The organism is Aminobacter sp. J44, from assembly GCF_007829415.1.
GTDB lineage: Bacteria > Pseudomonadota > Alphaproteobacteria > Rhizobiales > Rhizobiaceae > Aerobium.
Genome location: NZ_VLJG01000089.1, coordinates 77144 through 90302, shown reverse-complemented (window position 1 = coordinate 90302; position 13159 = coordinate 77144). Strand labels below are relative to the sequence as shown.

The window sequence follows — 13159 nt, the reverse complement described above, 5'->3', positions numbered from 1 at the left end:
GTCCGGGTGGATGCGGCTCTATACCGCGATTTGTGCGCCTGGAACAGAGCCCCGCACCCGGGCACGATCACAAAGGGGCGCGGCCCGAAACGAACCGCGCCCCTTGGTTTAACACGCCTCAGTAGAAGGCGAATACGCGCGCCGGGCCACCGGTGGCCTGGCGTATTTTCGGCGCGCCGATAACGATGGTCGCGCCCGCAGCCGGCAGCTGGTCTAGGTTGGCGACGCACTCGATGCCGAAGCGGCCGGCCGGCAGCCACGAGTAGTGGACCGCGAAGTCCGGCGACGGGCCGAAGTCGAGCGACAGCGTGTCGACCGCGATTGCAGCGGCGCGGTTTTCCTCGAGCAGCTTGTTGGTCGCCTCGACGTGGAAGGCCGGGAAATGCATCACGCCCTTGTCGTCGGCGTTGCGGAATTCCTTGCTGTTGACCTTCTCGGACCAGCCCGACAGCATCGCGACGCACGCGCCCTGCGGGATGTCGCCATTCTTCGACACCCATACGTCGATGTCTTCCGGGGTCACCTGGGCATCCGGATTCTGGGAGGCTTTCTCGCGGATGTCGATGATGACCAGCGGGGCCACGAGCTCGCCGACTTCGAGTTCGGCGACCGAACGCCCGTCCTTCGAGAAGTGCAGCGGCGCATCCATGTGGGTGCCGCAGTGCTCCTCGAGCTTCCAGTAGTTCAGGTTGTAGCCGTCTCCGTCGATCTTGTACTTCGGCTCGAGCCAGATGTTCGGCTCCCCGCTGAAGGTCGGGAAGTCCTGGTGCAGTTCGTGGGTGAGATCCACCCACTTGGAGGCGGTCGCAGGCTGGGCTTCAGCCCGCGGCGGCGCGGATACGGAGGCAAGGGCGGCAGCCCCTGCAGCGGCGGCACTGCCGCGGAAAAGGTCCCGGCGGCTGAGCATCCGCGACTTGACCGTCTCCATAACGCAATGGTGGCACATTTCTTATGAACCCTCCGGTTTGTCTAACGACAAACAGGAGAATGTCGCGAGGAACTGAGCCGCGCAAGAAAATGCTTTCCGTTGCGGAAGGTTAGTTGCCGTAAAATACATTCTCGACATGCACCGGCCAGCGCCAGGGCAGCACGGCCACCATGTCGAAGCGCAAAGACAGGCGCGCATGATCCGGCTGGCGGGAGAGCCAGAGGTCGGCAGCGGCCTCGATCCGGCGCTCGCTTGCGCGGCCGATCGCTTCCATCGCCTCGATGAGCGTTGGCCGCACCTTGACCTCAACAATGGCGACGAGGTCACCGCGCCGCGCAATAATGTCGATCTCGCCGAGCTTCGTGCGGTAGCGGCGCTCGAGGATGCGAAAGCCCTTCAGCATCAGAGCAAGACAGGCGATCCATTCGCCGCGATGGCCGCGACGCTCGTGCAGCTGCCGGCTGGTGCGCCCGTCAGCCGGCATCGCCTTTCAGTTCCATGAGGCGGCGGTAGAGATCGGATTTTCTCGCGCCCGTCATCTTCGCGGCTTCCGCAGCCGCCTTCGACGCGCCCATCTCTTCGGCGAGCGAAAGGAGCAGTGAGTCGATGTCCTCGACCTCGTCCTGCGCCTCTCCGGGCGGAGCGACGCAGACGACGATCTCGCCCTTCGGCGTGTCTTCGTCCGCATAGGCCGCGGCGAGCGAGGCAAGCGAGCCGCGGCGGAATTCCTCGAAGGCCTTGGTCAGCTCGCGGCAGACGGCTGCTGGCCGGTCGCCCAGCACCTCGGCCATGGCGGCGAGGCTTTCGGCGACGCGGCGCGGCGATTCATAGAAGACCAGCGTGCCCGGCACGTTCTTCAGCTCTTCCAGCCGCGTGCGGCGCTGGCCGGCCTTCGACGGCAAGAAGCCCGCAAAGAAAAAGGCGTCGGACGGCAGCCCCGCAGCGGAAATCGCCGGCAGCAGCGCCGACGGGCCCGGGATCGGGATGACGCGGCCGCCAGCAGCGATGACTTCAGAAGCCAGGCGGTAGCCCGGATCAGAGACGAGCGGCGTGCCGGCGTCGGAAACCAGTGCCACGCTCTGGCCCGAAATGACGGCCCCGACCAGGCGCGGGCCGGCTTCTGCCGCGTTGTGCTCGTGATAGGGCGTCGAGCGGCGGCGGATGCCATAGCGGTCGAGCAGCTTGCGCGTGACGCGCGTGTCCTCGCACGCCAGCACGTCGGCAGCCGCCAGCGTCTCCAGCGCGCGGATGGTGATGTCGGCCATGTTGCCGATCGGCGTTGCAACCAGATACAGCGCCGGCTCCAACGGGCGGGCGGTGAAGTTGCTCTGGCCGATGACGTAGCTGCGGGGCTTCTCTTCGTCGCTCATGGCCTATCGTGCCAGATCGGCGACCACCGCGTCGAGCACGATCATGCCCGCAGGGGTTGCACGCAAACGCGAATTGCCGACCGGGGCGACGACGCCTTCGTCCTGCAGGGTGGAGATGCGCCGCGAAGACAGCGGGCGTCCCGCCAGCGCCTCGTAGCGAGCAAGGTCGATGCCTTCGGTGAGGCGCAGGCCCATCAAAAGATACTCGTCGGCTTCTTCCGAGCGGGTCAGCACCTCGCCGCCGATGACACCGTGGCCCTTGAGTTCGACGAGGTCGAGCCAGCGCTCCGGCAGGCGCTCGGTGAAGGTGACGGTGCGGCGGCCATGCTCGATGAAGCGGCCATGCGCGCCGGGGCCGATGCCGACATATTCGCCATAGCGCCAGTAGACGAGGTTGTGGCGGCTTTCCGCGCCGGGCTTCGCATGATTGGAAATTTCATAGGCCGGAAGGCCGTGCGCGGCCGTCACCTCCTGCGTCAGGCGATAGAGGTCCGCCGAGAGCTCCGGCTCCGGCATCACGAATTTTCCCGCCTGATGCAGGGTGAAGAAGCGCGTGCCTTCCTCAATGGTGAGCTGGTAGAGCGACAGGTGGTCGACGGCGTAGCTGATCGCCTGCTCAAGCTCCGCCTGCCACGCGTCGAGCGTCTGGCCGGGCCGCGCATAGATCAGGTCGAAGGAAAGCCGCGGAAACGTTTCTCGCGCAAGGCGGATTGCGCCCAGTGCCTGCTCGACGTCGTGCAGGCGGCCAAGGAAGCGCAGGTCCGCGTCATTCAGCGCCTGCACGCCCAGCGAGACGCGGTTGACGCCGGCGGCCCGGTAGCCGCGGAAACGCTCAGCCTCGACGGAGGACGGATTGGCTTCCAGCGTGACTTCGATGCCGTCCGGCACGTCCCAGTATTTCGCCACGCTGTCGAGGACAGCGGCCACGGTTTCCGGCTTCATCAGCGACGGTGTGCCGCCGCCAAGGAAGATCGACGTCACGGTGCGCGGGCCGCTGCGCTCGCGCATCGTTGCCATCTCGCGGTCGAACGCGGCCGCAAAGCGCTCCTGATCGACCGGCCGGTGCCGGACGTGGCTGTTGAAGTCGCAATACGGGCACTTGGCCGCACAAAACGGCCAGTGGATGTAGACGCCGAAACCGGGATCGCTCATCGCGGCTCCCCTGAGGAAAAGAGTGCTGATGGCCGGAAAGAAACGCCGGCCCTTAGTCTCAAGGCCGCAGCCGCCGGCGCGAGGTTACCCCCACCCCTTACCCCTCCCCACAAGGGGGAGGGGAATTGGGAAGGGTTCCGCAACTCGAGCCCGACATTCGTCGTGAACCTCACCGTTTTCGCAGTCAGCGTCACCGCCGATGCAAAGCCGCTGGCGGGGCGAAGAGGCTCCAGAAAATGGTCCCTGTTCAGAAAGCGCCTCCCGTTCAGGAGGCGGCTCTTCCAAGCGACGGAAGGACGTGTGCGCGAAAAAGACGGGATCGACCCTGCCGGCATGACAGGCACACCAGAATTCCCCTCCCCCTTGTGGGGAGGGGTCAGGGGTGGGGGTGCCAACATTTCTGCGCCATCCAACGCCACACGTCCTGGCACTGCGGTTTTGCTCACCTATTCCGCTCCAAGCATCGCCTTGGCGAATTTCGCGAAGGCGCGGGCACGGTGGGAAAGGCCAAGGTCGCCGCGACCTGCTTCCCACGAATGTTTCTTCGAGGCCGGCATCTCGCCAAAGGTTTCGTCATAGCCATCGGGCATGAACACCGGATCGTAGCCAAATCCGCGCTCGCCGCGCGGCGGCCAGACCAGCGTGCCCTCGACCTCGCCACGAAAATACTCGGCATGGCCGTCCGGCCAGGCGAGGCACAACACGGCAACGAAACGGCCGGTGCGCTTGTCGGGCGTCGTGGCGCCTTCCTGCTGCAGAAGGTGCTCGACCTTGCGCATCGCCATGTCGAAGTCGCGGCCGTTGCCGGTCTCCGCCCAGTCGGCGGTGTAGACGCCCGGCGCGCCGCCGAGCGCATCGACCACCAGACCGCTGTCGTCCGACAGCGCCGGCAGGCCGGTCGCCGAGGCGGCCGCGAAGGCCTTGATGTAAGCATTCTGCTCGAAGGTGGTGCCGGTTTCCTCAGGCTCGGGCAGGTTGAAGTCGGCGGCCGACTTGGCCTCGATGCCGAAGGGGCCAATCAGCTCGGCGATTTCCGCGATCTTGCCCTTGTTGTGGCTCGCGACCACCAGCTTGCCACCTTCGAATTTGCGCATCAAAATCCCCATATCCTTGGTTCGGCCATCTCCAGCGAATTGCCCGCCGGATCGCGGAAGTAGATGGAGCGCCCGCCATTGGGCCATTCGAGCTCCGCTTCGACTTCGACGCCCTGCGATTCCAGATGCGCCTTCATCTTCACCAGGTCTTCCGCGGTGCCACGGAAGCACATGTGGCCGGGACCGCGCGCCCCGTGCGGCGGAACCGGAAGCCGGGCATCCACCGCAAACGGCTTTTCGGTCTCTGCCGGATTGAAAAGCAGCAGCACGCCGTCCCCGCAGCGGAAGAAGGCGTGGCGATTTTCCAGGCGGCCCAGCAACTGCAGGCCAAGGACGCCACCGTAAAATTCGACGGCCTTGTCGAGGTCGTCGACGTAGAGAGCAGTTTCGAGGATGCCTGTTGGAATCATGTCTATGCTATCGCCATCTTCTGCAGGTTGACCAGACGCGCGATGCCGTTCTTTGCCAGAGCCAGCAGCGCGGCGAATTCTTCTTCCGAGAACGGCTCGCCTTCGGCCGTGCCCTGAACCTCAACGATACCGCCCTTTCCGGTCATCACGAAGTTGGCGTCGGTCTGGGCCGACGAATCCTCGGCGTAGTCGAGATCGATCACCGGTACGCCGTCATAGATGCCGCAGGAGATCGCGGCGACGTGATCCTTGAGCACGCGCTGGACGCTGATCATCTGCCGTGCCTCCATCCACTTGAGGCAGTCGTGCAGGGCAATGAAACCGCCGGTGATCGCCGCGGTGCGGGTGCCGCCATCGGCCTGGATCACGTCGCAGTCGACGGTGATCTGCACCTCGCCCAGCGCCTGCAGGTCGACGACGGCGCGCAGCGAGCGGCCGATCAGGCGCTGGATTTCCAGCGTGCGGCCGCCTTGCTTGCCGGACGATGCCTCGCGGCGCATGCGCTCGCCCGTCGAGCGCGGCAGCATGCCGTATTCGGCGGTCACCCAGCCCTTGCCGGAATTGCGCAGCCAGGACGGAACGCGCTCCTCGAGGCTCGCCGTGCACAGCACGTGGGTGTCGCCGAAGCGCACGAGGCAGGAGCCTTCGGCATGCTTGGAGACATTGCATTCGAAGGAGATCGCCCGCATCTCGTCGGGCTGGCGCTTGGATGGCCGCATGGTAAAGATCCTGTTTGATGTGTCCCGGCTTGTAACCGCGCCTCGCTCCGGGCGCAATGCGCGAGCATCGACGTTGCTTTGCGTTGCGCCGCCGCGCCATTATATCAACGGTTTGAAGGAACCAGAGAAACGCGATGACAAAACCGTTGGTCGATCAGCAATTGCAGTCGCTCGACGCACGCTCGCGCGAGATCTTCCGGATGATCGTCGAGTCCTATCTGCGTGACGGCGAACCGATGGGCTCGCGCCACCTGTCGCGTCTCCTGCCGCAGTCGCTGTCGCCGGCGACGATCCGCAACGTGATGAGTGACCTCGAGCATCTCGGACTGGTCTACGCGCCGCACGTGTCGGCTGGCCGCCTGCCGACCCAGGCTGGTCTGCGCTTCTTCGTCGATGCCTTCCTCGAAATCGGCGACCTTGCCGACCAGGAGCGGCGCATGATCGAGGCGCAGGTGCGCGCCTCCGGCAAAGGGTCTTCGCTCGAGCACATGCTCACCGAGGCGACCCAGATGCTGTCCGGCATGTCGCGCGGCGCGGGCCTCGTCGTCACCGCCAAGGCGGAAGTGCCGCTCAAGCACATCGAGTTCATCCAGCTGGAAAGCACCAAGGCGCTGGCGGTGCTGGTGTCGCAGAACGGCGACGTGGAAAACCGCGTCATCGAGCTGCCGGCCGGCATCACCGCCTCGCAGCTCAACGAGGCGTCGAATTTCCTCAACGCGCATCTGCGCGGCCGCACGCTCGCCGAGGTGAAAACCGAGATCGCAAGGCTTAAGGAAGAGACGAAGGCCGCGCTCGACGCGCTGTCGCAGGATCTCGTCGAGCGCGGGCTGGCCGTCTGGGCCGGCACCGAGGGCGAGCTTCCGGCACGCCTCATCGTGCGCGGGCATGCGAACCTCCTTGAAAATATCTCGGCGCAGGCCGAGCTTGACCTCGTGCGCCACCTGTTCGACGACCTCGAAACCAAGGAAGGGCTGCTGCAGCTGCTCGGGCTCGCCGAGGAGGGCGAGGGCGTTCGCATCTTTATCGGCTCGGAGAACAAGCTGTTCTCGCTGTCCGGCTCCTCGCTCATCGTCGCGCCTTACCGCGACAAGGACTCGCGCGTCATCGGCGCCCTCGGCGTCATCGGCCCGACCCGGCTCAACTACGCCCGCATCGTGCCGATGGTGGATTATACCGCGCAGATGATCAGCCGGATGCTGCGGTAGCGGGCGGCGCGTGGGAGGGGCGGGCACTCGGCACGGCCTATTGACAGTTGCTGGTCCGACCGCCGCCGCCTTCGGGCTTGGACCGCTTCCCGACGACGTCTATGGACGATATTTCTCGGCCATGGACAGGTTCGGCGCCGGATAAGCGAGGTTGGCCCGTCCGAGGGCGGGCGTTGACCTCCGTGGTTAGCGCCGAACCCGGTAGCCCCCTCCACCATGCTTCGCATGGTCCCCCTCCCCATAAATGGGGGGAGGATCCGTGGCGTGCAGGTGGCTGCCGCGTGCTCTACCAGAGACGTTCAGGCATGGATCCTCGGCTCAAGCCGAGGATGACGATGGAGAGCGATTTTGAAGAAATTCGAGATGTCATTGAGTGCCAGTACCGTTGCCGCACCAAGGCACAGGCATGCGTTTGTCGATGTGCGCCACCCTCTCCGCCTCGTCATGCCACGTCTCGACCGCGGTATCCATTCCGGAACGTCTCATCCTCCGGAGCAGGCAAATCTGGCTTCTTGAGCTGCGAGGCGGCGGGGTGAGCCGCCCGGTGTCAGAGCTGCGCCAGCCACCCAGAAGTTGGTCGGTGGCGGAGGCCCTACAGCCGCGCCAACCTCTCCGTCAGCAGCGTGAAGAAGCCATCGGCGTCGATGTCGCGCATGACGAGTGCGTTCTTCGGGCGGTCGGTGACGCCCCACCAGTCGACGACGGTGGCGCCCATGGTAAGTTCCGACGACGTCTCGATCTCGACGTTGCAGTGGCGGCCGGAGAAGAGTTCCGGCTTCAGCAGGTAAGCGATCACGCACGGGTCGTGCAGCGGGCCGCCATCGGTGCCGTATTTCTGTTCGTCATAGCGGTCGAAGAAGTCGAGGAGCTGCGCGGTCGCAAGGCCGACCGGCGTGCCAAGGTCGCGGATGGCGGCAACGCGCGCATTGGTGGTCAGCGCCTTGTGAGTGACATCGAGCGGCATCATCACGATCGGCACGCCGGACTTGAACACGACCTCGGCTGCCTGCGGGTCGACATAGATGTTGAACTCGGCAGACGGCGTGACGTTGCCCTGCTCGAAATAGCCGCCGCCCATCAGCACGATCTCGCGGATGCGCGAAACGATCGCCGGCTCGCGGATCATCGCGAGCGCGATGTTGGTGAGGGGGCCGAGAACGCAGAGGGTGACGGCGCCGTCGGGCTCGCCCATCAGCGTCTCGACGATGAAGTCGACGGCGTACTTGTCCTGCAGCTTCATGGCGGGTTCCGGCAGGTCCGGACCGTCGAGGCCGGTGCGGCCGTGGACATGCTCGGCGGTGACCAGCCGGCGGGTGAGCGGGCGCACGGCACCGGCGAAGACCGGCACATCCGTGCGACCGGCGAGCTCGCAGATCTTGCGCGCGTTCTTCTCGGTCAGCGCCAGCGGAACGTTGCCGGCAACCGCAGTAATTCCAAGCACTTCGAGTTCGGGACTTGCCAGCGCCAACAGGATTGCCACGGCGTCGTCCTGCCCCGGATCGGTGTCGATGATGATCTTGCGCGGCTCGCTCATGTTGCCCCCATACCTGTCTTGAACTCGAATTGGAGTCAGACCATATCAGTGGCACGGGTGGAAATGCCATCTGGGTTTTCACCCTCCAACGTCGCTCACTGAGGACACGTAAATGACCCGTATGACGCCATTCTCGAGCCCGCTTCTGCTCGGGTTCGATACGATCGAGAAGACGCTGGAACGCGTCGCCAAGAGTGGCGACGGATATCCGCCCTACAACATCGAGCGGCTGCGCGGCACAAACGGCTCCGGCGACCGTCTGCGTATCACCCTTGCGGTTGCAGGATTTTCCGAATCCGACCTGGAAGTGACTGTCGAGGATAATGAGCTCGTGGTCCGCGGCCGCCAGAACGACGATACCGAGCGGGAATTCCTGCATCGCGGCATCGCGGCGCGCCAGTTCCAGCGGATTTTCGTCCTGGCGGACGGCATGAAGGTGGCGGGCGCGGAGCTCAGGAACGGCCTGCTCGCGATCGATCTCGACCGGCCGGAACCAGAAAGGCTCGTACGGAAAATAAACATTTCAGTGGCAGACTGACTCCGGTCTCTACCGGAACCAACGGCTCTTATGCGGGTTGGTCATGATGACACTCCGCAGGATCAGGAGGCTGACATGAATGAAATTGACAAGAACGTCCTGTCAGACGCGGAACTGGCTGGTCTGGGCGAGGGCTCGGTCGCCTATCTGCGTGAGATGAACAGCGAGGACCTGGTCGGCAAGTTCCCTGGCATGCCAAAAATGGCACCCGGCATCCGCCTCTGGGCCGTCTTTGCCGCCAATGGCACGCCTATCATGCTCACCGACGCACGTGATGCAGCCATTGCCGGGGCAAGGCAGAACGACCTCATCCCCGTGAGCATCCACTAAGCTCAAATGACAGCGACGGCCCCGGCGTTAGCCCGGGCCGCCGTCATATCTTTCTGTAAATCTCTCAGGCTGCGTGCGAAGCCGGAGCCTGCGACAGGAACGTGTGGATCGCCTGCGCGTCCTTGGTTCCCCTGATCTTCGTGACCGTGTCCTGATCACGCAGCACGCGCGCGATGCGCGACAGCGCCTTCAGGTGATCCGCGCCGGCACCCTCCGGCGCGAGCAGCAGGAACACCAGGTCGACCGGCTGGTCATCCAGCGCCTCGAAGTCCACCGGCGTTTCCAGCCGGGCGAAGATGCCGGTGATCCGGTCGATCCCCGGCAGCTTGCCGTGCGGAATGGCGATGCCGTTGCCGACACCGGTCGAGCCAAGGCGCTCGCGCTGCAGGATCGTGTCGAACACTTCCCGCTCCGGCAGGCCGGTCACCGCCGCTGCTTTTTCAGCCAGCAATTGCAGAAGCTGCTTCTTGGAATTGGCCTTCAAGGCCGGCATCACTGCCGAAACCCCGATCAGGTCGCTGAGATCCATTGTGCTGTCCTTTGCTCTGCCATTGTGCCGCGGTGCAAGCCCCCGCCTGCGGTCGGGCCGAGTCGTAATGCTATCAGATTTCTATGCCTTTGCTGATGCGGCCGAAGTATCGATCCACCCGATATTGCCGTCTGCCCTGCGGTAAACGACATTCACGTGATCATTGCCTGCATTGCGGAACACGAAGACCGGGCTGTCCTTCGTGTCAAGCTCGATGACTGCCGAAGCGACCGACATCGTCTTCAGCGCCATCGTCGATTCAGCCACGATGGCCGGTGCATAGTCTTCCGGGACTTCCTCGTCCTCGTCCGCAACGGGGGCAAACACCCGGTAGTCTACGTCGATTACGTCGGCGCCACCGGCCCCATTGGGAGCGTAGGACTTCAGGCGGCGCTTGTAGCGCCGCAAACGCTTCTCAATACGCTCGGCCGCAGCATCGAATGCCACTTGCGGATCCTGAGCCTGACCCGTCGCCTGAAGGGAGATTCCCGTATCAAGCCGCACCATGCAGTCTGCGGTGAAACGCGAACCCGACTTTTCCACCGTCACGTGGCCGGAGAAGCCGCCATCGAAGTACTTGTCGACGGCATCACCGATACGGCCCTCGATCTTCGTGCGGAACGAGTCGCCGATTTCCATGTGCTTACCCGAGATACGCAGGTTCATGAGAAAGTCACCTTCTTGCGGGTTATCGATACTGAAGAGTTTATACCGGAAGGAGACGCAAACAAGGTTCTTGCGCCCGACATTCCGGTTTTGAGGCTACTACCCGACCTCTCAATCCCGCTCGTTTCAGGTGGCTTGCTACCGTCGTGTCGCTGGCCGCCTTAGTGCGGCGGGCTTCTAGTCACTTCCCGTGACGTTGTCAATTAACCCCTTGTTAGGAGTTTTCTCAGGCAGCCGAGGCTCTGGCTCTCTTCTCGCGCCGGCGCTGGACAGAAGAAGGGATGTTCATCGCTTCGCGATACTTGGCGACGGTGCGGCGGGCGATGTCGATACCTTCCTTCTTCAGGACGTCGACGATGGCGTCATCGGACAGCACGTCCGTCGGGGACTCCGCCTCGATCAGGGCGCGGATGCGGTCGCGCACGGCCTCCGACGAATAGGCATCGCCGCCCTCGGCGGAGGCGATCGCGACCGAGAAGAAGTAGCGCAGTTCGAACAGGCCGCGCGGCGTCATCATGTACTTGTTGGCGGTGACGCGGCTCACGGTCGACTCGTGCATGCCGATCGCGTCGGCAACCATGCGCAGGTTCAGCGGGCGCAAATGGCGGATGCCGTGAAGGAGGAAGGCGTCCTGCTGGCGGACGATCTCCGAAGCAACCTTGAGGATGGTCTTAGCCCGCTGGTCGAGGCTGCGGGTCAGCCAGTTGGCCGTCTGCATGCATTCGGCCAGGAATTCCTTCTCCGCAGGGCTCGCCGCCTGCTTCGAAACGCTGGCGAAGTAGGTCTGATTGACGAGGACGCGCGGCAGCGTGTCCGCATTGAGCTCGACTGACCAGCTGCCGTCGGCGGCCGGCTTGACGATGACGTCCGGAACGATGGTGTCGGCCGTGCCGTAGGTAAAGGCAAGGCCGGGGCGTGGGTCGAGACCGCGGATCTCGGCCAGCATGTCGATGAGGTCGTCGTCGTCGACCTTGCAGATGCGGCGCAGCTGCGCGAAGTCGCGGCGGGCCAGCAGTTCGAGGTTGGCGACCATTGCCTGCATGGCCGGATCAAACCGGTCGCGAGCGCGTAGCTGCAGCGCGAGGCATTCAGCAAGGTCGCGGGCAAACAGGCCGGGCGGGTCGAAGGTCTGGCAGACTTCGAGCACTGCGAGTACGTCCTCGACCTCGGTGCCGAGCCGTTCGGCGATTTCCTCGACGGATCCGCGCATGTAGCCCGCCTCGTCGAGCGCGTCGGCGAGCTCGCGGGCGATCATGCGGTCGCCGGGATGGCGGAAGGCAAAGGCGATCTGCTCGGCGACATGGTCGGCCAGCGACACCTCGGCGCTGGCCATCTCCTCGATGGCGAAGGCTTCGCCGCAGCCACCAGCCATGCCGACGGCGTTGAGCGGACCCTCATAAGCGCCAGTCTCGGAGACGGGATCGTCCGGAAAGACGTTCTCCATCGACGTATCGAGGTGCTCAGCGAGCGTGTCGACGCTGGTCTCGGCCGCCTCGAACATCTGGTCGATGGTGGCGTCCGCCGCCTCCGCCACGTCCAGCGAACTGCGAACGTCCGTCTCCGGCTCCTCGGACTGCGCCTCGGGCCGCTCAAGCAGCGGATTTTTCTCGATTTCCTCGTCGATGAAGCGTTCAAGTTCGAGATGCGTGAACTGCAGCAGCCGGATCGACTGCATGAGCTGGGGCGTCATCACCAGCGACTGCGACTGGCGCAATTGCAGTTTGGCGCTTAGACCCATTTACCCCACTATCCCGGTTGGACGCTCCTGTGCCTGAAGCGTTCTCGACGAAGGCCGTACCAAACTGGCCCGGCTTTTGCTTGTCAAGGGAAAGTGCCAGAGAAGGCTTATCTTGTGATTAACGTTTAGGCATGCGGGTGCCTAAAGCGTGAACCCTTCACCAAGGTAGAGGCGGCGAACGTCCGGGTTGCGGACGATCTCGTCCGGCACGCCATGGGTCAGCACCTGGCCGGCGTGGATGATATAGGCGCGCTCGACGAGGCCGAGCGTTTCGCGGACATTGTGATCGGTGATGAGCACGCCGATGCCGCGCGCGGTCAGATGCCGCACGAGCTGCTGAATGTCGGACACCGCAATCGGGTCGACGCCGGCAAACGGCTCGTCGAGCAGCATGAAGTTCGGGTTGCTGGCGAGTGCGCGTGCGATCTCGAGGCGGCGGCGCTCACCGCCCGACAGCGCCATCGACGGCGACTTGCGCAGGTGCGAGATGTGGAACTCCTCGAGGAGTTCGTCGAGGCGCTTTTCGCGCTGCTTGCGGCTCTTCTCCACCACTTCGAGGATGGCGCGGATGTTGGCCTCGACCGAGAGGCCGCGGAAGATCGACGCTTCCTGCGGCAGATAGCCGATGCCAAGGCGCGCGCGGCGATACATCGGCAGCGCGGTGACGTCGTAGCCGTCGATCTCGATGGTGCCCTGATCGACCGGGACGAGGCCCGTGACCATGTAGAAGCAGGTGGTCTTGCCGGCGCCGTTGGGGCCCAGCAGCCCGACCGCCTCGCCGGCACGCACGCCGAAGGAGACGCCGCTGACGACCTGCCGGCCCTTGTAGCTCTTGGTCAGCCCGCGGGCGATCATCGTGCCGCGGAAGCGGTCGCGGTCAGCAGCGCTTGGCGCGGCCGCCGGGGCGGCTGCCCCGGATCGACGAAGAAAGGCGGGAAACTTCAAG

General features: G+C 64.5%; 15 protein-coding genes. 3 read left to right on the top strand and 12 right to left on the bottom strand.

Features of this window, described 5'->3' with window-relative positions; all coding sequences use genetic code 11:
- Positions 1–118: 118 nt before the first annotated feature.
- From L610_RS19910 to rph, 7 genes are all read right to left on the bottom strand, one after another.
- Positions 119–946, bottom strand: coding sequence for a cyclase family protein (locus L610_RS19910; protein ID WP_024846447.1), 828 nt, complete (start codon positions 944–946; stop codon positions 119–121).
- 91 nt (positions 947–1037) lie between these two features.
- Positions 1038–1412, bottom strand: coding sequence for a YraN family protein (locus tag L610_RS19905; RefSeq protein ID WP_024846448.1), 375 nt, complete (start codon positions 1410–1412; stop codon positions 1038–1040).
- Entirely contained in the window at positions 1402–2298 is an 897-nt protein-coding gene (gene rsmI / locus L610_RS19900) for a 16S rRNA (cytidine(1402)-2'-O)-methyltransferase (protein WP_024846449.1), read from the bottom strand. The genes L610_RS19905 and rsmI overlap by 11 nt, the downstream gene beginning before the upstream one ends.
- A gap of 3 nt (positions 2299–2301) precedes the next feature.
- A complete protein-coding gene (gene hemW / locus L610_RS19895; RefSeq protein ID WP_024846450.1) occupies positions 2302–3450 on the bottom strand; it encodes a radical SAM family heme chaperone HemW in 1149 nt (382 codons plus the stop codon).
- A 446-nt stretch (positions 3451–3896) separates the two neighbouring features.
- Entirely contained in the window at positions 3897–4544 is a 648-nt protein-coding gene (locus L610_RS19890; RefSeq protein ID WP_024846451.1) for a non-canonical purine NTP pyrophosphatase, read from the bottom strand.
- Positions 4544–4954 (bottom strand): VOC family protein, encoded by a 411-nt coding sequence (locus L610_RS19885; protein ID WP_024846452.1) that lies wholly within the window; start codon positions 4952–4954, stop codon positions 4544–4546. The genes L610_RS19890 and L610_RS19885 overlap by 1 nt, the downstream gene beginning before the upstream one ends.
- Before the next feature lie 2 nt (positions 4955–4956).
- A complete protein-coding gene (gene rph / locus L610_RS19880) occupies positions 4957–5673 on the bottom strand; it encodes a ribonuclease PH (protein WP_024846453.1) in 717 nt (238 codons plus the stop codon).
- Between the two features lie 134 nt (positions 5674–5807).
- On the opposite strand from rph, the gene hrcA reads away from it, so the two are divergent.
- A complete protein-coding gene (hrcA, locus tag L610_RS19875) occupies positions 5808–6878 on the top strand; it encodes a heat-inducible transcriptional repressor HrcA (protein WP_024846454.1) in 1071 nt (356 codons plus the stop codon).
- Positions 6879–7470: 592 nt separating this feature from the next.
- On the opposite strand, the gene L610_RS19870 is transcribed toward hrcA, so the two are convergent.
- Positions 7471–8412 (bottom strand): nucleoside hydrolase, encoded by a 942-nt coding sequence (locus L610_RS19870; protein ID WP_024846455.1) that lies wholly within the window; start codon positions 8410–8412, stop codon positions 7471–7473.
- Between the two features lie 112 nt (positions 8413–8524).
- Here L610_RS19870 and L610_RS19865 point away from each other — a divergent pair, with 112 nt between their 5' ends.
- Positions 8525–8950, top strand: coding sequence for an Hsp20 family protein (locus tag L610_RS19865; protein WP_024846456.1), 426 nt, complete (start codon positions 8525–8527; stop codon positions 8948–8950).
- 75 nt (positions 8951–9025) lie between these two features.
- The gene (locus tag L610_RS19860) at positions 9026–9280 is read left to right on the top strand and encodes a DUF1150 family protein (RefSeq protein ID WP_024846457.1); all 255 of its coding nucleotides are present in this window, start codon (positions 9026–9028) and stop codon (positions 9278–9280) included.
- A gap of 64 nt (positions 9281–9344) precedes the next feature.
- On the opposite strand, the gene ptsN is transcribed toward L610_RS19860, so the two are convergent.
- From ptsN to lptB, 4 genes are all read right to left on the bottom strand, one after another.
- Positions 9345–9809 (bottom strand): PTS IIA-like nitrogen regulatory protein PtsN, encoded by a 465-nt coding sequence (gene ptsN / locus L610_RS19855; RefSeq protein ID WP_024846458.1) that lies wholly within the window; start codon positions 9807–9809, stop codon positions 9345–9347.
- A gap of 81 nt (positions 9810–9890) precedes the next feature.
- On the bottom strand, positions 9891–10475 hold the full coding sequence (gene hpf / locus L610_RS19850) for a ribosome hibernation-promoting factor, HPF/YfiA family (RefSeq protein WP_024846459.1): 585 nt from the start codon (positions 10473–10475) through the stop codon (positions 9891–9893).
- Positions 10476–10701: 226 nt separating this feature from the next.
- Positions 10702–12213, bottom strand: a complete 1512-nt coding sequence (rpoN, locus tag L610_RS19845) for an RNA polymerase factor sigma-54 (RefSeq protein ID WP_144707062.1) — start codon at positions 12211–12213, stop codon at positions 10702–10704.
- A 141-nt stretch (positions 12214–12354) separates the two neighbouring features.
- On the bottom strand, positions 12355–13158 hold the full coding sequence (lptB, locus tag L610_RS19840) for an LPS export ABC transporter ATP-binding protein (RefSeq protein ID WP_024846461.1): 804 nt from the start codon (positions 13156–13158) through the stop codon (positions 12355–12357).
- Position 13159 lies beyond the last annotated feature (1 nt).